Here is a 24,340-nt window from a genome sequence, read left to right on the forward strand (position 1 = left end):
CGGTGACCGAATCGTGTCCTGGGCGGCATTAGGGTGACTGCCCATGTGGCCAGGACAGCAGCCGCCCGGGGGCGAGCAGAACCCGCAGGACAATCCGTACCAGCAGCCGGGGTACCAGCAGCCGAATCCGTATCAGCAGCCCGGCTACCAGCAGCAGCCCGGCTATCCGCAGCAGCCCGCCTACGGGCAGCAGCAGTGGAGCACCCCGCAGCCTGCCACGGTTGAGCAGTCGGCGGCGGGTGGCGGCGGGGGCGGTGGGGGCAACCGGACGAAGCTCGTCGCGATCGTCGCCTCCCTCGCCGTCGTGGTGGCCGCGGGCGTCACCGGGTTCCTGGTGCTCGGCGGTGACAAGGACGACCGGGCGGACGACGGCAAGGACAAGAAGCCGTCCGCCGGCGCGTCCGCGAGCGGGTCCGAGTCCCCCTCCGCGGAGCCCAGCGCGTCCGGCTCCGAGGACAACCCGCGTGGCGGTGAGGACGCGAAGGCCACGGTCGACGGCTGGAAGGTCGTCGCCAACCCGCGCTTCGGCACGATGTTCGACGTGCCCGCGGACTGGGAGATCGACAGCACCGACACCAGCGTCGGTTTCGAGTGGGAAGAGGACGGCAAGACCGACCGCACCACCGTCACCGCCCCGGCCTACCTGAAGTCCGAGTGGTGCACCACCGACGAGAACAAGGACGGCCGCAAGGAGACCACCGCCCTCGCCACCACGGGCACCCGCGGTGAGACGGGCGCCACGAACACCGACCAGGCGGCCGAGACGCGGGTGCCGTGGTGGATCTACGGCGGTTTCACCGAGCCGGACAAGAAGAGCGTGAAGTACGGCAAGGCGAAGGCGTACACCACCGCGTCGGGCATCAAGGGCAGCGTCATCACGGCGCACTCGGAGGGCGCTCCGAAGAAGGGGAAGTGCGACACCGAGGGCAAGGCGATCACCTTCGCGTTCCAGAACGGCGCGGGTGATTTCGTCACCTGGAACCTGTACGGCGCCAAGGGCGTCAAGGAGGAGGTCCCGGAGGCGACGATCCAGAAGATCCTGAGCACCGTGCGCCTCACCGAGGCACCGCCGACCGGGTCGTAGCCCTCAGCCGATACCGAACGCTCCGGCGGGCGGCACCGGCGACGGGACGGCGTCCTCGTCGCCCACCGGCCGGGCGTCGCCGACGAACTCCCGCAGGACGGGCCCGTGCTCGACCCTGGCCGGGAAGGCGTCGGCGGCGGTGCGCCGGGCCAGCGCCGCGGTGTCCAGGGGCCGGTGTGCGGCGACGAGCACCGCGTTGCCGAAGCGGCGCCCGCGCAGCACCCCCGGTTCGGCGATCAGCGCCAGCTCCGCGAAGAACGCGGCGAATCCGGCCAGTTGACCGCGCAGGAAGGCGAAGGGCGCCCCGTCGGCCAGGTTGGCCACGTACACGCCGTCGGCGCGCAGCACCCGGGCCGCCTCGCGCACGTAGCCGACGGAGGTCAGGTGCGCGGGCACCCGCGAGCCGCCGAAGACGTCGGCGACCAGCACGTCGGCCGAGTCCGCGGGTGCGTCCACGAGCCAGGCGCGGGCATCGGCACCGTGTGCGGTGATGCCCGCGCCCGGCGGCAGCGGCAGGTGCTCGGCGACCAGGTCGAGCAGCCCCCGGTCGGCCTCCACGACGTCCTGCCGCGAGCCGGGCCGGGTCGCGGCCACGTACCTGGGCAGGGTGAACGCGCCGCCGCCCAGATGCAGGACGTCCAGCGCGCGCCCCGGCTCGGCGACCGTGTCCAGGACGTGGCCGAGCCGGCGCGTGTACTCGAACTCCAGGTGCGCCGGCTCGTCCAGGTCGACGTAGGACTGCGGTGCGCCGTCGACGGTGAGCAGCCAGGCCCGTTCCCGGTCGACGTCGGGCATGAGCTTGGCGGTGCCGTGGTCGGTGACCCGGCTGACCGGTATGGCTTCGTTCACCCGGCCATTGTGCCAAGCACGGGTCTCACCCGGCCGGGCGACGGCAGCCTCATCCCACGGCGGTCACGGTCCCCGCGCCCACGGTGCGGCCGCCCTCGCGGATCGCGAAGCCGAGCCCCGTCTCCAGCGGCACGTCCCGCCCCAGTTCGACCGTCATGGTGACGGTGTCGCCGGGCCGGGCGACGGCCGCCTCGCCGAGGTCCACGTCGCCGACCACGTCCGCGGTGCGGATGTAGAACTGCGGCCGGTAGCCGGTGGTGAGCGGCGTCGACCGCCCGCCCTCGCGCGTCGACAGCACGTACACCCGCGCCGTGAAGCGGCGCGCGGGCGCGACGCTGCCGGGCGCGGCGACCACGTGCCCGCGGCGCACCGTGTCGCGGGCGACCCCGCGCAGCAGCAGCGCCACGTTGTCCCCGGCCTGGGCCTCCGCCATCGGCTTGCCGAAGGTCTCCAGGCCGGTGACGACGGTCTCGACGGACGCCCCGAGCACCTCGACACGGTCACCGACGCGGACGGTGCCGCGCTCGACGGCTCCCGTGACGACGGTGCCGCGGCCGGTGATGGTGAGCACGTTCTCCACCGGCAGCAGGAACGGCGCGTCCACGTACCGCTCGGGCATGGGCACATACGTGTCCACCGCGTCGAGCAGCGCCTCGACGGACGCCGTCCACCGCGGGTCGCCCTCCAGCGCCTTGAGCCCGGAGACCCGTACGACGGGCACCGCGTCGCCGCCGTAGCCGTGCGCGGTGAGCAGTTCGCGGACCTCCAGCTCGACGAGGTCGGTCAGTTCCTCGTCGCCCGCGTCGGCCTTGTTGAGGGCGACGACGATGTGGTTCACGCCCACCTGTCGGGCGAGCAGCACGTGTTCGGCGGTCTGCGGCATGATCCCGTCCAGCGCGGAGACGACGAGGATCGCCCCGTCGAGCTGGGCGGCGCCGGTGACCATGTTCTTGACGTAGTCGGCGTGGCCGGGCATGTCGACGTGCGCGTAGTGCCGGGTGTCGGTCTCGTACTCGACGTGCGCGATGTTGATGGTGATGCCGCGCGCCGCCTCCTCCGGGGCGCGGTCGATGCGGTCGAAGGAGACGTACCGGGTGGTGCCGTCGGCCCCGCGCTCGGCGAGGACCTTGGTGATGGCGGCGGTCAGGGTGGTCTTGCCGTGGTCGACATGGCCCATCGTGCCGATGTTCAGATGCGGTTTGGTGCGGACGTACGCCGTCTTGGACATGGCGGTACCTCGAAGCCTCGTGGCGGTGGTGGGAACCCCTGGGGCCGGCCGACCCTCCCCCTGCGGGGTCCGCCGGACGATCCGGGGAGGGTCAGCTTCGGGCGCCGTCGACTGCGGCGGTGAGATGGGCGACGGCAGCCTTCGGGGCGTCCGCGACCGCGGATGCTGCGAGGTGGAAGGCGTACCGGAACATGACGCCGATCCTCGCCGACGCCTCGGCCCACGTCGAATGGTTTTCGGGGAACGGGAGTTCGATACGAGCGGGCCCGGCGGCGCGTCCGGATTTCCCTGCCTGTGACGCTCGTGAGACACACCGTACGGCGATCACACACATTTGTCGGTTAGTGTCACCGGATGCTCGATGCCACCACCCGCTCTGGGGGCAACGCCATGGTCTCTCCCCGGACCGCCGCGACGGAGCTCGCCGTCGCCACCTCTTCCGGGCCGGTCGCGCCTGCCGGCTTCGCCGCCCGTGCGACGAGAGTGCTGCTCTCGCCGTGGTCCCGGCTCTCCCTGCTCGTCGCCCTGCTGGTCTCGGCCGCGACGGCCGTGCTCCTGTTCCAGCCACAGCAGTTGCTGACCAACGGCTGGCCACCACAGCTCGGCGGGGCCGCCGCGGCCCTCGCCTACGCGGTGGCGTACGGGCTGTGCACGGTCGCCTTCGTGCCGCGCCCGCTGCTCAACCTGGCGGCCGGCGCCCTGTTCGGCTCGCAGTTGGGGCTCGCCTCCGCGCTGGCCGGTACGGTGCTCGGCGCCGGGATCGCCTTCTGTCTCGGCCGGGTGCTGGGCCAGGAGGCGCTGCGTCCGCTGCTGCGGGGCAAGTGGCTGCAGGCCGCCGACGGACAGCTGAGCCGGCACGGTTTCCGTTCGATGCTGGCGGCGCGGCTGTTTCCCGGGGTGCCGTTCGCCGCGGCCAACTACTGCGCCGCCGTCTCCCGCATGGGCCTGCTGCCCTTCCTGCTGGCCACGGCGCTCGGCTCGATCCCCAACACCGCCGCCTACGTCGTCGCGGGCGCCCGCGCCTCCACGCCCACGTCGCCGGCGTTCCTGATCGCGCTGGCCTGTATCGCCCTGCCGGGGCTGGCGGGCGCGGTGGTGGCCTGGCGCAAGCGGCATCGGCTGCGCGGGCACTGAGAGGCGGGCACACCCGGCGCCCGGCGTGCCCGCGGCGCCGGGGCCCGCTGCCCCCTGTCGTCTGCACTTCATTTAAGGGCGCTACGCTGCCCCTCGGCATGCCGCCTCCCGATCACCGCACACGGCGGTTCGGTGTGTCCGTCGCCCGCTTCTCGATCGCCCTTTGGACTCCGTAACCCCATGTCTTGGTTTGAATCCCTCGTCCTCGGACTCGTCCAGGGGCTGACCGAGTTCCTCCCCGTGTCGTCCAGCGCGCACCTCCGGCTGACCGCGGCGTTCTCCGGCTGGCACGACCCGGGCGCGGCCTTCACGGCGATCACGCAGATCGGCACCGAGGCCGCGGTGCTCATCTACTTCCGCGACGACATCGGGCGGATCCTCTCGGCGTGGACGCGCTCGCTGACCGACAAGTCGATGCGCCGCAACCCGGACGCCCGCATGGGCTGGCTGGTGATCGTCGGTTCGATCCCGATCGGTGTGCTCGGCCTGACGCTGAAGGACCAGATCGAGGGGCCCTTCCGCGACCTGCGCATCACCGCGACGATGCTGATCGTCGTCGGCGTGATCATCGGCATCGCCGACCGCATGGCCGCCCGGGACGAGAAGGGCGGCCGGCACCGCGCGCCCCAGCAGCGCAAGGAACTGGAGAACCTGGGCGTCCGGGACGGCCTGATCTTCGGCCTGTGCCAGGCGGCGGCCCTCGTCCCCGGCGTCTCCCGCTCCGGCGCGACCATCAGCGGCGGCCTCTTCATGGGCTATCGGCGTGAGGCCGCCGCCCGCTACTCGTTCCTGCTCGCCGTCCCCGCGGTCCTCGCCTCCGGCGTGTTCGAGCTGAAGGACGCGATGGCGAGCGACCACGTCTCGTGGGGTCCGACGCTCTTCGCGACGGTCATCGCCTTCGCGACGGGATACGTGGTGATCGCGTGGTTCATGAAGTTCATCTCCACCAAGAGCTTCATGCCGTTCGTCTGGTACCGCGTCGCGCTCGGCATCGTCATCATCGCCCTGGTCGCGGCGGGCGTCCTCAGTCCGCACGCCGCGGAGTCGTCCGGCTGACCGCGACCGGTTGTGTAGCCGTCCGGTAGCGGAGTGTCAGTGCTTGCCCCTAGGCTTGTCGGCATGTCCCCCGATTACGTACTTCCTGGTTCCGTGCGGTCCGCCGCGGAGCTGAACGATCAGATCCGTGCGCTGTGGCGGCGCGCGGGCGGGACCCTGTCGGCGCAGGAGCGCGTGGAGTACGAGTTGCTGGTGGTCGAGTGGGCGACCGCGATCCGCGGCGAGGTCATCGAGGCGGCCTGAGCGACGGGGCCGCCGCGGCGCGGAGTCGCCCGCCGCGGCGCCGACCGGGCCCCGCCCGTCGGGCGAGTCAGCGCCCGCCCGCCACCCGGAGCACCGTCCCCGTCGTGTAGGAAGCGTCGGGCGACATCAGCCAGGCGATCGCCGCGGCGATCTCCTCCGCCCGGCCGGCCCGTCCGATCGGCACCGCCGCCCCCATCCGCGCCGCCCGGTCCGCGTCGCCCGCGGCCGCGTGCATCTCGGTGTCGACCACCCCGGGCGCGACGGCGTTGACCCGGATCCCGTCCGGGCCGAGTTCCTTGGCCAGGCCCAGCGTCAGCGCGTCGACACCGGCCTTCGTCGCCGCGTAGTGGACGTACTCCCCGGGGCTGCCGAGGGTCGCGGCGCCCGACGACACGTTCACGATCGCGCCGCTCCCCCGCGGTGTCATCAGCCGCGCGGCCCGCCGGGCGCACAACAGCACGCCGAGCAGGTTGACGTCGAGGACCCGGCGCAGGTCCGCGGTGTCGCTGTCGGCGAGCCGCCCCAGGGGGCCGGTCACCGCCGCGTTGTTCACCAGTCCCGCCACCGGGCCGAGCCGCTCCTGCGCCGTGTCGAAGAGCCGGTCGACGTCGGCCTCGACGGACGTGTCCGCCCGCACCGCGACAGCGCGGCCGCCCGCCTCGCGCACCCCCGCGACGACCGCTTCGGCGGCCGCCGCGTCGCGCGCGTAGCCCACGACGACGTCGTGCCCGTCCGCCGCGAGCCGCAGACAGGTCGCCGCGCCGATCCCCCGGCTGCCGCCGGTGACCACCGTGAGGGGTCGCGTCATGACTACCTCCAGATTTGATCGATCATCGATCATCTTAGGGAGAAGGTCGCGCGCCGCACAGGCCCCGGTGTGATCAACTGAGTTCGCTCTCGTCGTGGACGCACACTGTAGGGATCACCGGGTAGGGAGGCGCCCATGAAGACGCTCGACCACTGGCCGGTCTCCCCATGGCGGCGCTCGGCCGTCGCCGTGCTCGCCGGCGCGCTGCCCGTGCTCGCCTTCCCGGGTCCGGCCCTGTGGTGGTGGGCCTGGTTCGCGCTGGTCCCCTGGATCCTGCTGGCCCGTAGCGCGCCGAGCGGGAAGCGCGCGGCGTACGACGGGTGGTGCGGCGGGTTCGGGTTCGTGCTGGCGATGCACCACTGGCTGCTGCCGAACCTGCACGTGTTCACGTTCGTCATCGCCGCGCTGCTCGGCGCGCTGTGGGTCCCGTGGGGCTGGCTGGTACGCCGGATGCTGGGCGGGGCGCCGTCCGCCGGGCGGGCCGCGGCGGCCCTGGTGGTGCTGCCGTCGGGCTGGCTGCTGGCGGAGTTGGTCCGCTCCTGGCAGGGGCTGGGCGGCCCCTGGGGGATGCTCGGCGCCAGCCAGTGGCAGGTCGCACCGGCGCTGCGGCTCGCGTCGGTGGGAGGGGTCTGGCTGCTCAGCTTCCTGGTGGTGGCCGTCAACGTCGCGGTCGCCGTCCTCGTCGCCGTGCGCCGGGCGAGGGTACCGGCCCTGGCCGGGCTCCTCGCCACGGCCGCGGCCACCTCGGCGGCCTGGGTCTGGTCACCGCGCCCCGACACCGACGAGCGGGTCGCGATCGGCGTGGTGCAGCCGGGCATCGTCGCCGGGGCGGGCAGCGCCGACCGGCGCTTCGACCGTGAGGAGCGGCTGACCCGGCGGCTCGCGGACCGGGACCTCGACCTGATCGTCTGGGGCGAGAGCAGCGTCGGCTTCGACCTGGACGACCGGCCCGACCTCGCCCGGCGGCTCGCGGCCCTGTCCCGGGAGACCGGTGCGGACCTTCTGGTCAACGTGGACGCGCGGCGCTCCGGCCGGCCCGGCATTTACAAGAGTTCGGTGCTCGTCGGCCCCGAGGGCCCGACCGGCGACCGGTACGACAAGATGCGGCTCGTTCCCTTCGGGGAGTACGTGCCGTTCCGCTCGCTGCTCGGCTGGGCCACCTCGGTCGGCAAGGCGGCGGGCGAGGACCGCAGGCGGGGCAGCGAGCAGGTGGTGATGGAGGCGGGTGACGGTCTGCGGATCGGGCCGATGGTCTGCTTCGAGAGCGCGTTCCCCGACATGAGCCGCCGGCTGGCCGCCGACGGTGCCGAGGTGCTGCTGGCCCAGTCGTCCACGTCGACGTTCCAGCACACCTGGGCGCCCGAGCAGCACGCCTCGCTCGCCGCGCTGCGCGCCGCCGAGACCGGCCGGCCGATGGTGCACGCCACGCTGACCGGCGTCTCCGCCGTCTACGACGCGAACGGCGCGCGGATCGGCTCCTGGCTCGGCACCGGCGCGAGCGAGGCGCGGGTGTACGAGATCCCCCTCGCCCACGGCACCACGCCGTACGTCCGCTACGGCGACTGGGCGGTGCACGCGGCGCTGCTGACCCTCGCGGCCTGGGCCGCCGCCGAGGGCGTGCGGACGGGGCGGCTCAGGCGGAGCGGTCCCGCACGGCCTGAACCACCCGCTCGCACAGCTCATGGGTCTCCAGCGCGTCCCGGGCGCTGAGCACCTCGCCGGAGCGCACCGCGTCGAGGAAGGCGAGCACCGCCTGCTCGATACCGCGCTGGCGGGCCACGGGGACCCAGTCGCCGCGCCGCCGCACCGTCGGCTGGCCCTTGTGGTCGATCACCTCGGCGAGGTTGACCACCTGGCGCTTGGTGTCCTGGCCGGAGACCTCCAGGATCTCCTCCGCCGAGCCGCTGAGCCGGTTCATCACGCCGAGCGCGGTGAAGCCGTCCCCGGCGAGCTGGAGCACGACGTGGTGGAGCAGGCCGTCCTCGGTCCGGGCGCGCACGGTCACGTCGTCGACCGGGCCCGGCACCAGGAACCGCAGTGTGTCGACGACGTGGATGAAGTCGTCGAGGACCATCGTGCGCGGGTCCTCGGGCAGCCCGGTGCGGTTCTTCTGCATGAGGATGAGCTCGCGCGGGTGCTCGGCGCACTGCTCGTAGCCGGGGGCGTGGCGCCGGTTGAAGCCGACGGCGAGGCCGGTGCGCCGCTCCTCGGCGAGGGCGACCAGGCGTGCGGAGTCGGCGAGTTCGTAGGCGAGGGGCTTGTCCACGTAGGTGGGGACGCCGGCTTCGAGGAGCCGGGTCACGATCTCGGGGTGGGCCGCCGTCGGCGCGTGCACGAAGGCGGCGTCCAGGCCCTGGGCGAGGAGTGCGTCGAGGTCGGCGTGGCGCTGCGCCGGCGGGAGGCGCAGCTTGTCGGCGACCCGGGTGAGGGTGGCGGGGGTACGGGTCTGCAGGTGCAGTTCGATCCCGGGGAGGGCGGCGAGCACCGGCAGATAGGCCTTCTGCGCGATGTCGCCGAGTCCGATGCAGCCGACCTTCACGGGATGTGCTCCTCTGACGCTCGTGACGCTCTCCGACCTGGGTCCGCCGGGAAGCATACGGGGGCCGCGGTGGCCGCCGGTCGGCGATGCCGTCGAAGCCGCGCGGGAGCGGGGCCGGTCCCGCGGTCCGGTCGCCGCCCCGGCCGGGACTCGGGTGTCTGGCCCCGGGAACCTGCGGGCGGACCGCCGGGCCGGTGAAAACCCGTGGTCAGGAGGGCCGGTGCGGGCGAGGATACGGGCATGACGACCGAACGCCGCGAACCCGCCGTCGACGCCGACGAACGCACCATGCTGGAAGGCTGGCTCGAGTACCACCGGCAGACCCTCGCCTGGAAGTGCGAGGGGCTCACCGAGGAGCAGTTGAGGACGGCCGCCGTGGCGCCCTCGGCGTTGTCCCTGACGGGACTCGTCCGGCACATGGCGGAGGTGGAGCGCAGCTGGTATCGCAGAGTGCTGGCCGCCGAGGACGCGGGACCGATCTACTACTCCGACGACAACCCGGACGGCGAGTTCCTGCTCACCGACGCGGACACCTTCGCCGAGGCCCGCGCCACCTGGCAGGCCGAGATCGAGGCTGCCCGGCGCAACGCGGTCGGTGTCCCCTTGGGCGAACCGACCCGGGGCAGGCACCTGCGCACCGGTGAACGCTTCACCCTGCGCTGGATCCACATGCACATGATCGAGGAGTACGCGCGTCACAACGGGCACGCGGACCTGATCCGCGAGCGCCTGGACGGGGCCACGGGCGACTGACGTCACCTCCGGTCGCCCACGGGCCTCCGTACGGGGCCGGAGATCACCCGTGCGGGGCAACCTGCGCTTGTCCGGCGTCGCGGAAGGCGCCCGAGCGAGCAGAGTGGCGCGGGTGCATCGAACTGCGACCACCGCGACTCTTCTGGTGACCGTGGCCGTTTCGGCCCTGGCCGGCTGTACGACGGTCCGGGGTCCGGGCGTGGCCGACCCGTCGGCGGCCGGACCCCGTTCGTCCGCCCCCCGCCCCGACGGCCCGGTCGATCCACGGGCCGTCCAGGCCCCGGCCCGGGAGGCGCTGGAGATGATCGGCCCTTCCCCGTCCTCGTCCACGGACCGGGCCACCGGGGAGTCGCGCCGTCCGAAGCCCTCCACCACCGCACCCGCGCCGCCCGCCCGTGCCCCCGAGCAGCGGGCCGCCCGCCCCGCCGCCCCGGACCGCGCGCCCGCACCGTCCCGCTCCAAGGCGCCCGACCCGCCGCGCACGTCCGGTGGCGACGCCGGCAAGAACGCGGACGTGTGCTCCCTCGGCAAGCGGTACGGCGGTTGGCGGCCGGGCAGCCCCGAGGCACAGATCTGCGATCAGGCGTACGGCCACTGAACCCGGCCGGGGCCCGCGGAGCCTGCTCGACGCCCCAGACGCCGGCCCACGCCACGGGGACCCGCCCGACGCCGGAGGCACGGCGCCGGTGCCCAGGCGGGCCGGCCCGCGTCACGTGGGCCGACCGGTGTTCACGGTTGCTGCCGCGGCGGTCGCCCCCGTCCCCCGGGCCGGTCGGGCCGGTCCGTGCCCCGGCCGGCGCCGTCCAGGCGCATCTCCAACCGGTCGATCGAAGCGCGCACGCCCTCTCCGTAGCGGCCGGGCGCGAGGGACTCGGCCGCGCCTCGGGCGCGGCGCAGATGCAGGCGGGCGGCCTCTGTGTCGCCGAGCCGGTCGTAGTCCGCGGCCAGGTTCAGGTGGAGCGAGGGATACAGGGCCCGGGCGGCGGGCGTGGCCGCGTGCCGGTCGGCGAGCCGGTCCTCCGTCAGCTCCTCGGCGGCCGACAACGCCCTGAGGTCCCAGGCCAGTTCTTCTTCGGGATCGTCCTGGGTGTCGGCCAGGTAGTGGGCCAGCGTGCAGCGGTGCAGGGGGTCGCCGTGCTCGCCGATCTCCGCCCACAGCCCGAGGAAGCGGTGCCGGGCCTCCTCGCGGTCGCCCGCGTGATGCAGCATGACGACCTGGCCGATCCGCGTCGGCACCGCGTCCGGCGCCGCCTGCTCCTGTCCCTGCGCCACCGCGTCCTCCGTGCCCTCGTCGGCTGTCCCGACGACGCTAACCGCACGCACCGGCATTCCCGGTCAGGCGGCACCGGGACGCGCGCGGGCCGGTCGGGTGCCGGACCGGCCCGGGTGACGGGACGGTCAGCCCAGATTCGGGACGGTCCAGTCGATCGGCTCGTGGCCCTGCGCCCCGACCGCCTCGTTGATCCGGGTGAACGGGCGGGAGCCGAAGAACTTCTTCGCCGACAGCGGCGAGGGGTGCGCGCCCTTGACCACCACGTGCCGCGTCTCGTCGATCAGCGGCAGCTTCTTCTGCGCGTAGTTGCCCCACAGCACGAACACGGCCGGGTCGGTCCGGCCGGCCACCGCGCGGATCACCGCGTCGGTGAACAGCTCCCAGCCGCGGCCCTTGTGCGAGTTCGCCTCGCCGGCGCGGACCGTGAGCACCGCGTTGAGCAGCAGGACCCCCTGCTTCGCCCAGGGCATCAGATATCCGTTGTCCGGGATCGGGGTGTCCAGCTCCGCGTGCATCTCCTTGTAGATGTTCCGCAGGGACGGCGGGACCTTCACGCCCGGCCGGACCGAGAAGCACAGCCCGTGCCCCTGGCCCTCGCCGTGGTAGGGGTCCTGGCCGAGGACCAGCACCTTCACCCGGTCGAAGGGCGTGGCCTCCAGCGCGGCGAAGACCTCCTCGCGCGGAGGGTAGACGGGGCCGTTCGCCCGCTCCTCCTCGACGAACTCCATCAGCTCCTTGAAGTACGGCTGCTGCAGCTCGCCGCCCAGCACCTCGCGCCAGGACTCGGGCAGCATGGCGGTGTCGGTCACGTCAACTTCCTAACGCTGTGCGGTCGCTTCCACTCCTGAAGAACCTACCCGCGACCACTGACAACGGGCTCCCGTCCGGCACCCCCCGCCCGGGGCCCTCCGGGGCTACCAGCTCGTCTTCCGGCGGAACTGCCACATCATCATGATCGTCGACGGGTCCAGGGCCTGTTCCGCGCCCGATATCTCCGTGCTGACGGCGACGTACTGCTTGCCCTGCCACAGCGGCAGCAGCCGGGCGTCGTCCACCATGATCTGCTGCGCCCGCTCGAACTGCCGCTCCACGTTGGCCCGGTCGCTCTCCCGGCGCGAACGCGGCAGCAGCTCACCGGTGATCTCCGGTGCGACGTAGGGCGTGCCGAGGGCGTTCTGCTCGCCGACGAAGGGGGCGATGAAGTTCTCCGCGTCCGGGAAGTCCGGGGACCAGCCGCGTCCGAACACCGGGTACTCGCCCTTCTGGTAGCCCGCGACGTACGTCTTCCAGGGACGGCTCTCGAGGGTGACCTCGAACAGCCCCGAGGCGTCGAGCTGCCGCTTGATCTCCTTGAACTCCTCGGCCGTCTCGGAGCCGTAGCGGTCGCTGGTGTACCAGAGGGTGAGCGGCACGGGTTCGGTGATGCCGGCGTCCTCGAGCAGCTCGCGCGCCTTGGGGACGCTGGGGTCGCCGTAGTCGTCGAAGAAGCCCGTGGTGTGACCGGTGAGACCGGCGGGGACCATCGAGTACAGTGGATCGACGGTGTCCTGGTAGACCTCGTGGGCGATCGCCGCCCGGTCGATCACCTGGGCGACGGCCTGGCGCACCGCCTTGCGTCCCGCCCAGGGGTCCTCGGGGTTGAAGACCAGGTAGCTGATCTCCGTTCCGCTGCCCTCGACCAGTTGGAGGTGCTCGTCCTTGCCGGACTTGCCCTGGAGGTCGATGACGTCGTCGGCGGCGAGGCCCCGGTAGGTCACCTGGATGGCGCCGTCGCGCAGCGCCTTCACCATGCCGGCGGAGTCCTTGAAGTAGCGGACGGTCACCGCCTTGTTGTGGCGCTCGGCGAAACCCTCGTAGCGGTCGTTGCGCACGAGTTCGGCCCGTTCGCCGTCCTTGTACGACTGGAGGGTGTACGGTCCCGAGCCCACGACACCGGCGTCCTCGCGCAGGGCGTCCGCGGGGTAGTCGTCGGGGTCGACGATCGACATGGCGGGCGTGGCGAGCACGAACGGGAAGGTGGCATCGGGCTTGTTGAGGTGGAAGACCACCTCGCGCCCGCTGGGCGCCTGGACCCGTTCGAGGCTGCCGAGCAGGCCGGCCGGGCCGCCGTTGACGTTGATGTCCTTGATCCGGTCGATCGAGTACTTGACCGCCCGGGCGTCGAGGCGGTCGCCGTTGGAGAAGGTCAGGCCCTCGCGCAGCTCGCACCGGTACACCCGGTTCGTGGAGTCGGTGAACGCGCACTTCTCCGCGGCGTCGGGCTGGGGCGCGGTGGCGCCGCTGGGGTAGCTCAGGAGCGTCTGGTAGATGTTCCGGAACAACTCCCAGGAGCCGTCCCAGGAGGCGGCCGGATCGAGGGTGCTGGGGGCGCTCGTGGTCCCCACGACGATGGGTCCTTCGTCCTTGGGATCGTCGGGCGACAGGATGCCGCATCCGGTGGCCAGCGACGACATGGACACGATGGCCACCACCCGCCGCAGGCCTCGGTTCCGGTTGAACACGCGCACGCTCCTCGATCCGCCGTACCAAGGGTCGGCAGACCATACCGCAGCGCCACGCCACCTGAACCCCCTTCTGAACAGGGGTTTTGATCATCTGGGGATGACTACGTTGTCATGCTCCGCATCGTCTCGGAACGCGGACACGGGCGCCGCCGGCGAGGACGGCGCCCGTGTCCGGGATCGATCTTGAGACTCCTCCGTGGGCGAGATCAGGCCACGCCCGCGTTGAGGAAGATGCCGCCGTCGACGACGAGCGTCTGACCGGTGACCCAGGCGGACTGCTCCGAGGTGAGGAACTCGGCGGCACCCCCGATGTCGGAGGGCACGCCGAGCCGGCCCAGCGGGTAGCCCGAGGCGGCCTCCTCCTCGCGGCCCTCGTACAGGGCGGCGGCGAACTTGGTCTTCACGACCGCCGGTGCGATCGCGTTGACCCGCACCTTGGGCGCGAACTCGTGCGCGAGCTGCGCGGTGAGGTTGATCAGCGCGGCCTTGCTGACCCCGTACGCGGCGATGAAGGGGGACGGGGAGAGACCCGCGACCGAGGCGATGTTGACGATCGCGCCCCCGTTGTCCTTCTGCCAGGCGTGCCAGGTGCGCTGCGCGAAGCCGAGCGCGGAGATCACGTTGGTCTCGAAGACCTTGCGCGCGACGTTCAGGTCGAGGTCGGCGATCGGCCCGAACACCGGGTTGGTACCGGCGTTGTTGACCAGGAAGTCGACGCGTCCGAAGGCCTCCATCACGCGCTCGACGGCGACGGCCTGGTGGACCTCGTCGTGCGCCTTGCCCGCGACGCCGATCACCCGGTCGGAGCCGAGCCGGTCGACGGCCTCCTTCAGCGCGTCCTCGTTGCGGCCGGTGATGCAGACCCGGTCGCCGCGCGCGACCAGCGCCTCGGCGACACCGTAGCCGATGCCGCGGCTGGCGCCCGTGACGAGCGCGACCTTGCCGGAGAGTCCGGGCAGTTCAGTCATGTCAGTGTTCCCAACCGTTCCTGGTGGTCTCCGTGTTCCCTGTTCGCTAGTCGAGCGGTCCGCCGGCCACGTACAGCACCTGGCCGGAGACGAACCCGGCGGCCTCGCCGGTGAAGAAGGCGATGGCGTTGGCGATGTCGTCGGGCTCGCCCACGCGCGCGACCGGGATCTGGGTGGCGGCGGCGGCCTTGAAGTCGTCGAAGCCCATGCCGACGCGGTCGGCGGTGGCCTTCGTCATCTCGGTGGCGATGAAGCCGGGGGCGACGGAGTTGGCGGTGACGCCGAACTTGCCCAGCTCCTTGGCGAGGGTCTTGGTGAAGCCCTGGAGACCGGCCTTGGCGGCGGAGTAGTTGACCTGGCCGCGGTTGCCGAGGGCGGAGGAGGAGGACAGGTTGACGATGCGGCCGAACTTGGCGTCCACCATGTGCTTCTGGCAGGCCTTCGACATCAGGAAGGCACCGCGCAGGTGCACGTTCATGACGGTGTCCCAGTCGGAGACGCTCATCTTGAACAGCAGGTTGTCGCGCAGCACGCCCGCGTTGTTGACGAGGATCGTCGGCGCACCCAGCTCCTCGGCGATGCGCGCGACGGCCGCCTCGACCTGCGCCTCGTCGGAGACGTCGCAGCCGACCGCGAGCGCCCTGCCGCCGGCCGCGGTGATCTTCTCCACGGTGTCCTTGCAGGCCGCCTCGTCGAGGTCGATGACGGCGACGGCACGGCCCTCGGCGGCCAGTCGTACGGCGGTGGCGGCACCGATGCCGCGCGCGGCTCCGGTGACTACGGCGACCCGCTGCTCAGTGGTGGACATTCGCTGCTTCTCCTCGTCCTGGGGATGCGGCCCGTGCGGAGCGTGCGCCCTCGGGTGAGCGACCGCTTAGTACCTTCCGCAGACGTGACGCTAGAAGCCCTGGCACCCGGTGTCAACGGGACACCGGGCCGGTGTGATCCATTACCTGGGGCCTGCGCGTCCGTCACCCGGCCCCGGTCGCCCGATCGGCCCAGCGCTGGGGGCCGCCCGGCCGCCGGGCACCTAGCGTCGAAGCGCGAGCCACTCGTGGCCGGAAAGGAGGCGTCCATGCGCCGTCGTACCGGTGCAGCAGGCATAGCCGTCGCGATCGCCGCGATGGTGCCGCTGGCCGACCCCGCACATGCCCAGGACCTCAGGACGAATTCGGAGCCGGACTGCCGCAGCTCCACCTACCGGGAAGCGGCCCAGGTCGGGCTGTACGACGATCCGGGCGAACCGGACCCGCTGTGTCCGGACGCGTTCGGCGAGGACCGACCCGACGACGGCCGGCTCGATGACGGCGGTCTGCTCGACGACGGCCGACTCGACGACGGCCGACTCCAAGAAGGCCGGCTCGACGAGGGCCGCACCGACGGGGGTGGCGCGGACGAGGGCAGGTTCGACGGGGGCGGACAGGACCAGTCGCGCCCCGGCGAAGGCCGCCCCGACGGGAGCAGCCTTGAGGGAGGCGGGCTCGAGGGCGGCGGACTCGAGGGAGGCCGCCTCGACGCGGGCGGTCTCGACGCGGGCCGCCTCGGCCGGACGCGGCCCGACGAGGGCCACGCCGACCGGGACCATGCCGACCAGGGTGGGATCCGTGAGGTCCGGGACGGGGACGACGGCTCGGCCGGCGCCGCGCACCCGCGCGGGGACCAGCTCCCGACGATCTCCGCCACCTCCCAGCCGCGCCCGGCCACCACCATGCCGGTCCCGGCCCCGGCCACCAGCGCACCGGCACCCGCCGTCTCCCCCACCGTCACGCCGACCCTCGGCACCCGGGGCGGACTGGGCGGCGCCTCGGGCACCGGTCCGAGCGACTGGGACATCGGCATCGGCCTGACCTTCGTGACCGGTGCGGCACTGGCCGCGGGCTACGTGATCAGGCGCCGCCGACGCGCCTGAGGCACGCCCGCCACCTACCGCCCGTACGCCCGTACGCCTCTACCGCACCAGCAGGCCGAGGAGCCGTTCCGTCTCGGCCGCCGGGTCGGTGGTGAGACCGGTGTGGACGGGTCCCGGCTGGACGATGGTCGACCGGGGTGCGATCAGCCAGCGGAAGCGGCGGCCGGGGTCGTCCTCGGCCGCCTGGCCCGCCGCTTCCCCGCCGGCGCACACGCCCTCCACGGCACGCAGCGCCGCCCGCACGCCGGGCAGGTCCACGTGCGGGTCCAGGGCGAGGAGCCTGCCCTCGTCGAGGTGGGTGCGGGCACCGACGTAGGACCTGGCCCGGCAGTAGACGAGCACGCCGGCGTTGACGCACTCCCCGCGCTCGACGCGCGGTACGACGCGCAGCAGCGCGTACTCGAAGACGTGACGGTCGCTCATCGCTTCCCCTGGGCCGGCTCGACGCGTTCGTGGATGGTGGCGGCCCGCGCGAGCAGGGGCTCGGCGTAGGCCCTGCGGAGGTCGTCGGGCGTGGCGAAGCCGGGCTCGTCCCGCAGCCAGACGTCCGGGATCTCGGCGGTGACCTCGGCCAGGAGTTCCTCGGTGACCCGGGGCGCGAGTGCGGCGGCGGCCGAGCGGACGTCCGGCGCGAAGGACGCGAGGGCGTGGTCGGCGGCGGCGTAGGGGCGGGCGGCGGAGGCCTCGGCGCCGGGCCAGTTGTGGTGCCAGATCATGGTGGCGCCGTGGTCGATGAGCCACGTCTCGCCGCGCAGCCGCAGCAGGTTGGGGTTGCGCCAGGACCGGTCGACGTTGTTGACCAGCGCGTCGAACCAGACGATCCGTCCGGCCTCCTCGGCGCTCACCTCGAAGGCGAGCGGGTCGAAACCGAGCGCGCCGGAGAGGAATTCCATGCCGAGGTTGGTGCCGCCGCTGGACTTGAGCAACTCCTGTACCTGCTGGTCGGGTTCGCCGAGCCCGAGCACCGGGTCGAGGTCGACCGCGACCAGTCGCGGCACCCGGAAGCCCAGCCGGCGGGCGAGTTCGCCGCAGACCACCTCGGCGACGAGCGTCTTGCGGCCCTGGCCCGCGCCGGTGAACTTCAGGACGTACGTCCCGAAGTCGTCGGCCTCGACGAGTCCCGGCAGCGAGCCGCCCTCACGCAACGGCGTGATGTAGCGGGTCGCGATGACTTCCTTGAGCATCGTCCCAGGTTACCGGCGTGGTGAGGGAGCGCGGGCGGTGGGCGCGATCCGGCCGACAGCGAATCGACAGCCGTGTTTTACGCCCACCCGACCGCCGGCCCGGCAGCATCTCGGCACGGTCTGAACAGCACGTGCCACGGGGCCGTACCTCTCGGCAGATCATCACGCATCCACCCCGGAAGGGAACCCCAGCATGACCAGCGCATCGTTTCACCCCGCAGCGGGACCGGCCCGTCGTACCGTCGTGGCGGCGGCCGGAGCGGCGGGACTCACCGCCGTGCTGACCGCCTGCGGAGGCTCGGACGACGACGCTTCGAGCGACACCGTCGCCTCCGGCTCCGCGTCCCAGGAGGCGGGCGGCGGCGGTTCGGGCGGCGGCGAGAACGCCGGGGCCGGAGCGGCGCTCGCCGCGACCGCCGACATACCCGAGGGCGGCGGGAAGGTCTTCCCCGATCAGAAGGTGGTGGTCACCCAGCCGGCGGCGGGCGAGTTCAAGGCGTTCTCCGCCACCTGCACCCACCAGGGCTGCGCCGTGAAGAGCGTGGCCGACGGCGTCATCAACTGCCCGTGCCACAACAGCAACTTCTCGATCACCGACGGCAGTGTGCAGAGCGGTCCGGCGACCAAACCGCTGCCCGCCGTGCGGATCGCGGTCGGCGGGGACTCGATCCGGCTGGCCGAATGACCGTGCCGCAGCGCCGGGGCCGCAGGATCATGATGACGCCCGGTGAGCTGGAGGAGTTCCTGACCGGCCGGCGCACGTGCCGCCTCGCCACGGTCTCGGCCGACGGCGCCCCGCACGTCAGCACGCTCTGGTTCGTGTGGGACGGCTCCTCGATGTGGCTGTACTCGGTCGTGCGCAGCAGACGCTGGACCGACCTGCGGCGCGACCCGCGGGTGGCGGTCGTCGTCGACACGGGCGAGGAGTACGACGAGTTGCGGGGCGCGGAGCTGTCCGGCCGGGTGGAGTTCGTGGGCGAGGTGCCGCGCACCGGTGAGCTGCGCGCCGAACTCGATCTCCCGGAGACCCTGTTCGCCCGCAAGTACTTCGACCTCCAGGAGATGCCGCACGACGGCCGGCACGCCTGGCTGCGGCTGACGCCGGAGAAGGTCGTCTCCTGGGACTTCCGCAAGCTGGCGTCCCGGTAACCGGGCTCGGCGCGGCCGGGCTCGGCGTACCGGGCCGCTCGACCCGCCCGGCCGACACCCGCCCGGCTCGCGCCGGGCGCCCACGCCGGTCGCTCACCCCGCCTCACCCACCTGCCGCGCCGTGGCCCTCAGCGCGTCCACCGCCGCCCGGATCGACGGGCGGCGGTCGGCGTCCGCGCGCCAGACGACGTACACGTGCCGGCGCACACGCTGCTTCAGCGGGGCGGTGACGACCCCGGCGGGCACCGGATGACGTCCGAGCAGCGGGGCGATGCACACGCCGAGCCCCGCCGCGACCAGCCCGAGCTGGGTGTGGGTCTCGGCGGCGCGGTGGCCGACGATCGGCTCGACGCCCTTGGAGCGCAGCGTGAACATCAGCCACTCGTGGCAGAACTCGCCCTCTCCCCACGTGATCCACTCGTCCTCGGCGAACTCGGCGAGGTCCACCTCGTCGCGGTCGGCGAGCCGGTGGCCGACCGGCATGGCGACGTCGGCGGGGTCGTCCAGGAGCGGCGCCTTGACCAGACCGTCGGGCAGCGGCATCGGCTTGTTGTACCAGTCGAGGACGACGGCCAGGTCGAGGTCGCCGCGCACGACGCCGTTGATGGCGCGCTCCGGCTCCAGTTCCGAGGAGCGGATGCGCAGCGCGGCGTGCTCGGCCCGCAGGGCGGCCAGCGCGGCGGGGAAGAGTCCGCGGGCCGCCGTCGGGAACGCCGCCAGCCGCAGCTCGCCCGCCACCTGTCCGCGCTGCGCCTCCAGGTCGGCCTGGGCCAGTTCGACCTGGGAGAGGATGCGGGCCGCGTGCTCGGCGAGCAGCCGTCCCGCGTCCGTGAGCCGTACGCCCCGTCCGTTCTTGGCGAGGAGCCGCTGGCCGGCCTCGCGTTCCAGCTTGGCCAGCTGCTGCGAGACGGCCGAGGTGGTGATGTGCAGTCCGGCGGCGGCGCCGCTGACCGATCCGTGCCGGGCGAGGGCGTCGAGGGTACGCAGGCGCTCCAGGTTCAACATGTAAGCGATGCTACGAGATACTCCGTGCGAAATCTCGATTGTGCTAAGAGGACAGCTGGCTCATCGTTGCCTGCATGAGTAGCAGCGTCGTGTCCCCGCCCGCAGTCCGTCGCGTCCTCGACTGGCGCCTGCGCTTCGGGCTCCTCTCCCTCGTCTGGGGCTTCAGCTTCCTCTTCATGAAGGTGGGCACCGAGAGTTTCGCCCCGTTCCAGGTCACGCTGGGGCGGCTGGCGTTCGGCACGGCCGTGGTCGCCGCGGCGATGGCGGTGAAGCGGGAGCGGCTTCCGCGCGGGGCGCGGACGTGGGCACATCTGACGGTGGCCGGGTTCCTCCTCAACGCGCTCCCCTTCTCCCTGTTCGCCTTCTCGGAGCTGACGATCCCCTCGTCCCTCGCGGGCATCTGCAACGCGACCTCACCGCTGTGGGGCATGGCCCTGTCGCTGGTCGCCCTGTCCGAGGACCGGCCGACGCGGCGCCGGGTGGCCGGCCTCGGCATCGGCTTCCTCGGCGTCCTGACGGTGCTGGGTGTCTGGCAGGGCTTCCACGGGCTCGACGTCACGGGCACGGCGCTGGCCCTGCTGGCGTCGCTGAGCTATCCGGTCGGCTGGATCTACGTCCGCCGCACCCTGGCCGGCTCCGGCCACTCCCATCTCTCCCTCACCGGGGCCCAGCTGGGTCTGGCCACGCTGCAACTGGCCGTCGTGACGCCGCTGTTCACCACGGTGCCGACCAGTTTCCCGATGCTGCCGCTGCTCTCGGTCGCGGCTCTGGGCGTCCTCGGCACGGGGATCGCCTTCCTGATCCAGTACGACCTGGTCGCCGAGGTCGGTCCGACGACGGCCCAGATGGTCACGTACTTCACTCCGGTCATCGCCACGGCCGCGGGCGTCGCACTCCTGGGCGAGTCGCTGTCCTGGTCGACCCCCGTCGGCGCGGTGATCGTCCTGGCCGGCGCGGCGCTGACCCAGTCCCGTCCCAGAACCCGCCGGGACGGCACCACGCCGGAGCCGGCCCACCGGACGGGGTCGCGGGCGCGGGCGCGACAGGGGTCGGGGGTCTGAGACCTCCCCGGCCGGTCGCCGTCGCGCAGTACGTCCGACGGAACCAGCCCGGACTCGTCCGCCAACCACCGCCGCCCGGCATCCTCATGCCCGGCACCCCTCCCGCCCCGCGGCCGTGCACCCCGGCACCCCCGCTCGGCATCCTCACCCCCGGCACCCCTCCCACCCCGCGCCCGTGCACCACCGGCACCCCCGCTCGGCATCCTCACCCCCGGCACCCCTCTGCCGCCCGACGCCCGTGCACCACCGGCACCCCTGCCGCCCGGCATCCCTACACCGGGCGTCCCGGCCCTCTGCCCCTGGCGCCCCTGCCCCCCAGCACCTCCGCCATCCCGTGCCCGCGCCCCCGGCACCCCTGCCACCCTGCCGCCCGGCGCCCGTCCCCCGGCGTCCCGACCCTTTGCCGCCCGGCGCCCGTGCCGACCGGCACCTCCCCACCGGAGCCGTCGCCGACCGGAGCCGTTGCCGAGCGCGCCGGGACCAGCACGGCGCCCGCGCGAGGCGGACGGGGCCTCGGGGCGTCAGGCGAGGGTCCGCGGCGGCCCCGACCCCGGTCCGACCGCCGCCGCGACCGCCGCCGCCAGCGGGCCGGCGTCCTCCTCCCCCAGCGTCGAGACGGTGATCCGGATGCCGGGCGGGGCGCTCAGCCGGAAGCGGGCGCCGGGGGCCACGGCCCAGCCGGCGTGCAGGAGACGGGCGACGGCGCCGGTCTCGTCCGGCACCGGGATCCACGCGTTCAGGCCGCTGCGCCCGTACGCGGCGACCCCGTGTTCCGCGAGGGCGCCGAGAAGCGCGTCCCGGCGTCGTCCGTACACGCCCGCCGCGCGGGGGCCCGCCGGACCGTCCGCCCACAGCCGGGCCACGGCCCGCTGGGTGATGCGGCTGACCCAGCCGGGGCCGAGCCGCTGGCGCCCGCGCACCCGGTCGAGCGTCACGGGGTCCCCGGTGAGCACGGCAAGCCGCAGGTCGGGGCCGCATGCCTTGGCGGCCGAGCGGACGAAGGCCCAGTGGGATGTCGTACCGGCGAGGGGATGCAGGGGAAGGTCGACGATGCCGTGGCCGTGGTCGTCCTCGATGAGCAGCGTCCCCGGGTGGTCGCGCAGTACGGACCGCAGGGCACGCGCGCGTGCCGGGCCCACCGCCGCGCCCGTCGGGTTCTGCGCGCGGTCCGTGACCACCAGGGCACGGGCCCCGGCCGCCAGGACCCGGCGTACGTCCTCGGGCAGCGGCCCCTGGTCGTCGACCCCGACGGCGACCGCGCGCAGCCCGAGCGCGGGGACGAGGTCGAGGAGGCTGCCCCAGCCCGGGTCCTCGACGGCGACGGCGTCACCGGGCTTGAGATGGGCCGCGAGGACCCGCTCCATCGCGTCCAGCGAGCCGGACGTCACCGCCACGGGCCCGTCCGGCACACCGTCGGCGTCCAGCTCGGCCCGTGCGACGGCCGCCAGTTCGGGGTCCACGGGGGCGTGCCCGTACAGCACGGGTTCGCGGTCGCCCTGTTCGGCCGCGGCGGCGAACACGGGGCCCAGCGCGGGCAGCAGCGCCGGGTCGGGATTGCCGTCGGACACGTCGCGCACGCCCTCGGGCACCGAGACGCGGATGAACTCCCGCCCGGTGGTGGCCGGTTTCGCGCGCACCCGGCTGCCCCGCCGCCCGGCCGTCTCGATGACGCCGCGCTCGCGCAGGGTTCGATAGGCGACGGCGACGGTGTTCGGGTTCACCCCCAGCCGCTGCGCCAACTCCCGCATGGGCGGCAGGGACTGCCCCGGCTCCAGCTCCCCCGAGCCCACCGCACGCTCGACGCTCGCGGAGATCTCCGCTGCGCCCCGCCCTGTGATCCGATACTCTCCTAGCACAAAAACAATTATGCACTAGTGCAATGGAGAGTGCCATGCAGGGGACCACGGGGACGCCGTCGCAGCCCGCCGACACCTACCCGCCCACCGAACGCACCGTCCCGACCCGCTCCCCCGAGCGGGCCGCTTACGACAAGGAGCTGGTGCACTCGATACTCGACGAGGGCTACGTCTGCCATCTCGGTTTCGTCCGCGACGGCGCCCCGGTGGTCCTGCCCACGCTGTACGGCCGGGTGGGCGAGCGGCTCTACGTGCACGGCTCGACGGGCTCGCGCCCGTTGCGGATGACGGGCGCGGCCGACCCGGGGCTGCCGGTGTGCCTGACCGTGACGCATGTGGACGCGCTGGTGCTGGCCCGCTCCGCCTTCCACCACTCGATGAACTACCGGTCGGTGGTGGTGCACGGCACGGCGTACGAGGTGACGGACCCCGAGGAGCGGCGCGCGGCCCTGGACGCCCTGGTCGACCACGTCGTCCCGGGCCGCTCCCGCGACTCCCGGCCGGCGAACAGGAAGGAGCTGGCGGCCACCGCCGTGATCCGCCTCGACCTGGACGAGGTCTCCGCCAAGCTCCGCACCGGCGGCGTCAACGACGAGCCCGAGGACCTCGCCCTCCCGCACTGGGCCGGTCTCGTCCCGTTGCGCAAGGGGTACGAGGCTCCGGTCGCCGACCCGGGTCTGGACCCCGGCACCGCGCTGCCGGACTACCTGTCGGCCGGGTGACGCGGGTCCGTGCGGCGAGGGCTTCGGGGACCGCTCCGGGGAGCCTCCGCCGTCACGCCGGCGTCGGTCGCGCCCGCGGCTCCCTCGTCGCCCGCGCCGCCCGTGTCTCCGCCACCGCGAGCCCCGCGACCGAGCCGAGCATCAGCAGCGTCCCGGCCAGCGTCGCCGCCGTGAGGTGCTCGCCGAGCAGCAGGACGGCGAGCGCGGCCGCGCTGACCGGCTCGAGGAGCATGATCACGGAGACGGTCGCGGACCGCACGACGGCCGCGCCGGCGAAGTAGAGCCCGTAGGCGAGGGCGGTCGGGACGGCGGCGACGTACGCGAGGAGCCACAGCAGCCGGACCGGCTCGGCGGTGTGCGGCACCAGGCCCTCGGCCAGGGCGAGCGGCAGCAGGCACAGGCTCGTGACGGCGAACGCCCCCACGGACGTACTGGCGGCGTCCGCCCCGCCGCCCCTCCCCCACCAGCGGGTGAGCAGCGTCATCGCCGAGTACCCGACGGCGGACAGCAGCGCGAGCAGGACGCCCGGCAGGTGGACGGTCGCGCTCCCGCCGCCGAGGACGAGTACCGCGAGCCCGGCGAGCGCGCCGACGACGGCCGCGGCGCCGCCCCACCCGAGGTGCTCACCGAGGGCCAGACGTGCGCCGAGAGCGATCAGCACGGGCCCCGCGCCGAGGGTGACCACGGTGGCCACGGCGAGCCCGGTGGACTGGACGGCGGCGAAGTAGGCGGTCTGGAACACCGCCAGCCCGAGACCGGTGACGACGGCCCGCAGCGCCTTGCGGGCGAAGGGTTCCCGGACCGCCGGGCGCACCCGCGGTCGCAGCGGACGGGCGGCGAGCAGCAAAACGAGCCCCACCGCGCAGCGCCAGAACGACAGGGCGACGGGGCCCATGTCGCTGGCGCGGTAGACCAGCGAGGCGGCGGCACCGGCGGTGCCCCAGGCGACACCGGCGACGATCAGATAGAGGAGGCCACGCCCGACGGGCAGGCCGGAGACGGCGTTCGACACGAG

General features: G+C 73.4%; 26 protein-coding genes. 12 read left to right on the forward strand and 14 right to left on the reverse strand.

Going from position 1 to position 24,340, the window contains the following annotated elements; translation table 11 throughout:
• The first annotated feature begins 43 nt into the window (after positions 1–43).
• Complete coding sequence (locus tag BJ961_RS23465; RefSeq protein ID WP_271414783.1) at positions 44–1,084, forward strand: hypothetical protein; 1,041 nt, start codon at positions 44–46, stop codon at positions 1,082–1,084.
• 3 nt (positions 1,085–1,087) lie between these two features.
• On the opposite strand, the gene BJ961_RS23470 is transcribed toward BJ961_RS23465, so the two are convergent.
• Both BJ961_RS23470 and tuf read right to left on the reverse strand, forming a co-directional pair.
• Positions 1,088–1,933 (reverse strand): spermidine synthase, encoded by an 846-nt coding sequence (locus BJ961_RS23470; RefSeq protein WP_271414784.1) that lies wholly within the window; start codon positions 1,931–1,933, stop codon positions 1,088–1,090.
• A gap of 49 nt (positions 1,934–1,982) precedes the next feature.
• Complete coding sequence (gene tuf / locus BJ961_RS23475) at positions 1,983–3,161, reverse strand: elongation factor Tu (protein ID WP_271414785.1); 1,179 nt, start codon at positions 3,159–3,161, stop codon at positions 1,983–1,985.
• A gap of 354 nt (positions 3,162–3,515) precedes the next feature.
• On the opposite strand from tuf, the gene BJ961_RS23480 reads away from it, so the two are divergent.
• The 3 genes from BJ961_RS23480 (at position 3,516) to BJ961_RS23490 (ending at position 5,594) form a co-directional block, all read left to right on the forward strand.
• Positions 3,516–4,295, forward strand: a complete 780-nt coding sequence (locus BJ961_RS23480; RefSeq protein WP_271414786.1) for a TVP38/TMEM64 family protein — start codon at positions 3,516–3,518, stop codon at positions 4,293–4,295.
• Positions 4,296–4,475: 180 nt separating this feature from the next.
• Positions 4,476–5,351, forward strand: coding sequence for an undecaprenyl-diphosphate phosphatase (locus BJ961_RS23485; protein WP_271414787.1), 876 nt, complete (start codon positions 4,476–4,478; stop codon positions 5,349–5,351).
• A 63-nt stretch (positions 5,352–5,414) separates the two neighbouring features.
• The gene (locus BJ961_RS23490) at positions 5,415–5,594 is read left to right on the forward strand and encodes a hypothetical protein (protein WP_271414788.1); all 180 of its coding nucleotides are present in this window, start codon (positions 5,415–5,417) and stop codon (positions 5,592–5,594) included.
• A 67-nt stretch (positions 5,595–5,661) separates the two neighbouring features.
• Here BJ961_RS23490 and BJ961_RS23495 read toward each other — a convergent pair whose 3' ends face one another.
• The gene (locus BJ961_RS23495; protein ID WP_271414789.1) at positions 5,662–6,402 is read right to left on the reverse strand and encodes an SDR family oxidoreductase; all 741 of its coding nucleotides are present in this window, start codon (positions 6,400–6,402) and stop codon (positions 5,662–5,664) included.
• 135 nt (positions 6,403–6,537) lie between these two features.
• Between BJ961_RS23495 and lnt the strand changes: the two genes are divergently transcribed.
• The gene (gene lnt / locus BJ961_RS23500) at positions 6,538–8,112 is read left to right on the forward strand and encodes an apolipoprotein N-acyltransferase (protein ID WP_271414790.1); all 1,575 of its coding nucleotides are present in this window, start codon (positions 6,538–6,540) and stop codon (positions 8,110–8,112) included.
• On the opposite strand, the gene BJ961_RS23505 is transcribed toward lnt, so the two are convergent.
• Complete coding sequence (locus tag BJ961_RS23505; protein ID WP_271414791.1) at positions 8,036–8,941, reverse strand: Gfo/Idh/MocA family protein; 906 nt, start codon at positions 8,939–8,941, stop codon at positions 8,036–8,038. The two genes, lnt and BJ961_RS23505, sit on opposite strands and share 77 nt — an antisense overlap.
• Before the next feature lie 240 nt (positions 8,942–9,181).
• Here BJ961_RS23505 and BJ961_RS23510 point away from each other — a divergent pair, with 240 nt between their 5' ends.
• Both BJ961_RS23510 and BJ961_RS23515 read left to right on the forward strand, forming a co-directional pair.
• A complete protein-coding gene (locus BJ961_RS23510; protein WP_271414792.1) occupies positions 9,182–9,694 on the forward strand; it encodes a DinB family protein in 513 nt (170 codons plus the stop codon).
• A gap of 112 nt (positions 9,695–9,806) precedes the next feature.
• On the forward strand, positions 9,807–10,292 hold the full coding sequence (locus BJ961_RS23515) for a hypothetical protein (protein WP_328656471.1): 486 nt from the start codon (positions 9,807–9,809) through the stop codon (positions 10,290–10,292).
• A 131-nt stretch (positions 10,293–10,423) separates the two neighbouring features.
• Here BJ961_RS23515 and BJ961_RS23520 read toward each other — a convergent pair whose 3' ends face one another.
• The 5 genes from BJ961_RS23520 to fabG form a co-directional block, all read right to left on the reverse strand.
• Positions 10,424–10,966, reverse strand: a complete 543-nt coding sequence (locus BJ961_RS23520; protein ID WP_271417148.1) for a hypothetical protein — start codon at positions 10,964–10,966, stop codon at positions 10,424–10,426.
• A gap of 126 nt (positions 10,967–11,092) precedes the next feature.
• Positions 11,093–11,776, reverse strand: coding sequence for a uracil-DNA glycosylase (gene ung / locus BJ961_RS23525; protein WP_271414793.1), 684 nt, complete (start codon positions 11,774–11,776; stop codon positions 11,093–11,095).
• A 105-nt stretch (positions 11,777–11,881) separates the two neighbouring features.
• Complete coding sequence (locus BJ961_RS23530) at positions 11,882–13,468, reverse strand: ABC transporter substrate-binding protein (protein WP_271414794.1); 1,587 nt, start codon at positions 13,466–13,468, stop codon at positions 11,882–11,884.
• Positions 13,469–13,677: 209 nt separating this feature from the next.
• Positions 13,678–14,439, reverse strand: coding sequence for an SDR family oxidoreductase (locus BJ961_RS23535; RefSeq protein WP_271414795.1), 762 nt, complete (start codon positions 14,437–14,439; stop codon positions 13,678–13,680).
• 46 nt (positions 14,440–14,485) lie between these two features.
• Positions 14,486–15,247, reverse strand: coding sequence for a 3-oxoacyl-ACP reductase FabG (gene fabG, locus BJ961_RS23540; RefSeq protein ID WP_271414796.1), 762 nt, complete (start codon positions 15,245–15,247; stop codon positions 14,486–14,488).
• A gap of 267 nt (positions 15,248–15,514) precedes the next feature.
• Between fabG and BJ961_RS23545 the strand changes: the two genes are divergently transcribed.
• Positions 15,515–16,348 carry a hypothetical protein gene (locus BJ961_RS23545; protein WP_271414797.1) on the forward strand — a complete coding sequence of 278 codons (834 nt, stop codon included), beginning with the start codon at positions 15,515–15,517 and terminating at the stop codon, positions 16,346–16,348.
• Between the two features lie 39 nt (positions 16,349–16,387).
• Here BJ961_RS23545 and BJ961_RS23550 read toward each other — a convergent pair whose 3' ends face one another.
• Both BJ961_RS23550 and BJ961_RS23555 read right to left on the reverse strand, forming a co-directional pair.
• Entirely contained in the window at positions 16,388–16,771 is a 384-nt protein-coding gene (locus BJ961_RS23550) for a DUF3037 domain-containing protein (protein WP_271414798.1), read from the reverse strand.
• Positions 16,768–17,532: a HipA family kinase gene (locus BJ961_RS23555; RefSeq protein ID WP_271414799.1), complete on the reverse strand. Its 765-nt coding sequence runs from the start codon at positions 17,530–17,532 to the stop codon at positions 16,768–16,770. Before BJ961_RS23555 ends, BJ961_RS23550 begins: the two co-directional genes overlap by 4 nt.
• Positions 17,533–17,725: 193 nt before the next feature.
• Here BJ961_RS23555 and BJ961_RS23560 point away from each other — a divergent pair, with 193 nt between their 5' ends.
• Positions 17,726–18,217, forward strand: a complete 492-nt coding sequence (locus BJ961_RS23560; protein WP_271414800.1) for a Rieske (2Fe-2S) protein — start codon at positions 17,726–17,728, stop codon at positions 18,215–18,217.
• Positions 18,214–18,681, forward strand: coding sequence for a pyridoxamine 5'-phosphate oxidase family protein (locus tag BJ961_RS23565; protein ID WP_271414801.1), 468 nt, complete (start codon positions 18,214–18,216; stop codon positions 18,679–18,681). The genes BJ961_RS23560 and BJ961_RS23565 overlap by 4 nt, the downstream gene beginning before the upstream one ends.
• A gap of 93 nt (positions 18,682–18,774) precedes the next feature.
• Here BJ961_RS23565 and BJ961_RS23570 read toward each other — a convergent pair whose 3' ends face one another.
• Positions 18,775–19,686, reverse strand: a complete 912-nt coding sequence (locus tag BJ961_RS23570) for a LysR family transcriptional regulator (RefSeq protein WP_271414802.1) — start codon at positions 19,684–19,686, stop codon at positions 18,775–18,777.
• A gap of 74 nt (positions 19,687–19,760) precedes the next feature.
• Here BJ961_RS23570 and BJ961_RS23575 point away from each other — a divergent pair, with 74 nt between their 5' ends.
• Positions 19,761–20,747 carry a DMT family transporter gene (locus BJ961_RS23575; RefSeq protein WP_271414803.1) on the forward strand — a complete coding sequence of 329 codons (987 nt, stop codon included), beginning with the start codon at positions 19,761–19,763 and terminating at the stop codon, positions 20,745–20,747.
• A gap of 521 nt (positions 20,748–21,268) precedes the next feature.
• Here the strand turns inward: BJ961_RS23575 and BJ961_RS23580 are convergent.
• Positions 21,269–22,603 carry an aminotransferase class I/II-fold pyridoxal phosphate-dependent enzyme gene (locus tag BJ961_RS23580; protein ID WP_271414804.1) on the reverse strand — a complete coding sequence of 445 codons (1,335 nt, stop codon included), beginning with the start codon at positions 22,601–22,603 and terminating at the stop codon, positions 21,269–21,271.
• Positions 22,604–22,638: 35 nt separating this feature from the next.
• Here BJ961_RS23580 and BJ961_RS23585 point away from each other — a divergent pair, with 35 nt between their 5' ends.
• Complete coding sequence (locus BJ961_RS23585; RefSeq protein ID WP_271414805.1) at positions 22,639–23,325, forward strand: pyridoxamine 5'-phosphate oxidase family protein; 687 nt, start codon at positions 22,639–22,641, stop codon at positions 23,323–23,325.
• Positions 23,326–23,377: 52 nt separating this feature from the next.
• On the opposite strand, the gene BJ961_RS23590 is transcribed toward BJ961_RS23585, so the two are convergent.
• On the reverse strand, positions 23,378–24,337 hold the full coding sequence (locus tag BJ961_RS23590; protein WP_271414806.1) for a DMT family transporter: 960 nt from the start codon (positions 24,335–24,337) through the stop codon (positions 23,378–23,380).
• Between the last annotated feature and the right edge of the window lie 3 nt (positions 24,338–24,340).

This window comes from Streptomyces lienomycini (assembly GCF_027947595.1).
Lineage (GTDB): Bacteria > Actinomycetota > Actinomycetes > Streptomycetales > Streptomycetaceae > Streptomyces > Streptomyces lienomycini.

What these genes read in the sequence shown, in the direction of transcription:
- BJ961_RS23485 (WP_271414787.1), top strand. Translation starts at nt 4,476, where the DNA reads ATGTCTTGGTTTGAATCCCTCGTCCTCGGACTCGTCCAGGGGCTGACC.
- BJ961_RS23535 (WP_271414795.1), bottom strand. Translation starts at nt 14,439, where the DNA reads ATGACTGAACTGCCCGGACTCTCCGGCAAGGTCGCGCTCGTCACGGGC.
- tuf (WP_271414785.1), bottom strand. Translation starts at nt 3,161, where the DNA reads ATGTCCAAGACGGCGTACGTCCGCACCAAACCGCATCTGAACATCGGC.
- BJ961_RS23480 (WP_271414786.1), top strand. Translation starts at nt 3,516, where the DNA reads ATGCTCGATGCCACCACCCGCTCTGGGGGCAACGCCATGGTCTCTCCC.
- lnt (WP_271414790.1), top strand. Translation starts at nt 6,538, where the DNA reads ATGAAGACGCTCGACCACTGGCCGGTCTCCCCATGGCGGCGCTCGGCC.
- BJ961_RS23495 (WP_271414789.1), bottom strand. Translation starts at nt 6,402, where the DNA reads ATGACGCGACCCCTCACGGTGGTCACCGGCGGCAGCCGGGGGATCGGC.
- BJ961_RS23545 (WP_271414797.1), top strand. Translation starts at nt 15,515, where the DNA reads ATGCGCCGTCGTACCGGTGCAGCAGGCATAGCCGTCGCGATCGCCGCG.
- BJ961_RS23465 (WP_271414783.1), top strand. Translation starts at nt 44, where the DNA reads ATGTGGCCAGGACAGCAGCCGCCCGGGGGCGAGCAGAACCCGCAGGAC.
- BJ961_RS23510 (WP_271414792.1), top strand. Translation starts at nt 9,182, where the DNA reads ATGACGACCGAACGCCGCGAACCCGCCGTCGACGCCGACGAACGCACC.
- BJ961_RS23585 (WP_271414805.1), top strand. Translation starts at nt 22,639, where the DNA reads ATGCAGGGGACCACGGGGACGCCGTCGCAGCCCGCCGACACCTACCCG.
- BJ961_RS23490 (WP_271414788.1), top strand. Translation starts at nt 5,415, where the DNA reads ATGTCCCCCGATTACGTACTTCCTGGTTCCGTGCGGTCCGCCGCGGAG.
- BJ961_RS23575 (WP_271414803.1), top strand. Translation starts at nt 19,761, where the DNA reads ATGAGTAGCAGCGTCGTGTCCCCGCCCGCAGTCCGTCGCGTCCTCGAC.
- BJ961_RS23570 (WP_271414802.1), bottom strand. Translation starts at nt 19,686, where the DNA reads ATGTTGAACCTGGAGCGCCTGCGTACCCTCGACGCCCTCGCCCGGCAC.
- fabG (WP_271414796.1), bottom strand. Translation starts at nt 15,247, where the DNA reads ATGTCCACCACTGAGCAGCGGGTCGCCGTAGTCACCGGAGCCGCGCGC.
- BJ961_RS23560 (WP_271414800.1), top strand. Translation starts at nt 17,726, where the DNA reads ATGACCAGCGCATCGTTTCACCCCGCAGCGGGACCGGCCCGTCGTACC.
- BJ961_RS23555 (WP_271414799.1), bottom strand. Translation starts at nt 17,532, where the DNA reads ATGCTCAAGGAAGTCATCGCGACCCGCTACATCACGCCGTTGCGTGAG.
- BJ961_RS23565 (WP_271414801.1), top strand. Translation starts at nt 18,214, where the DNA reads ATGACCGTGCCGCAGCGCCGGGGCCGCAGGATCATGATGACGCCCGGT.
- BJ961_RS23550 (WP_271414798.1), bottom strand. Translation starts at nt 16,771, where the DNA reads ATGAGCGACCGTCACGTCTTCGAGTACGCGCTGCTGCGCGTCGTACCG.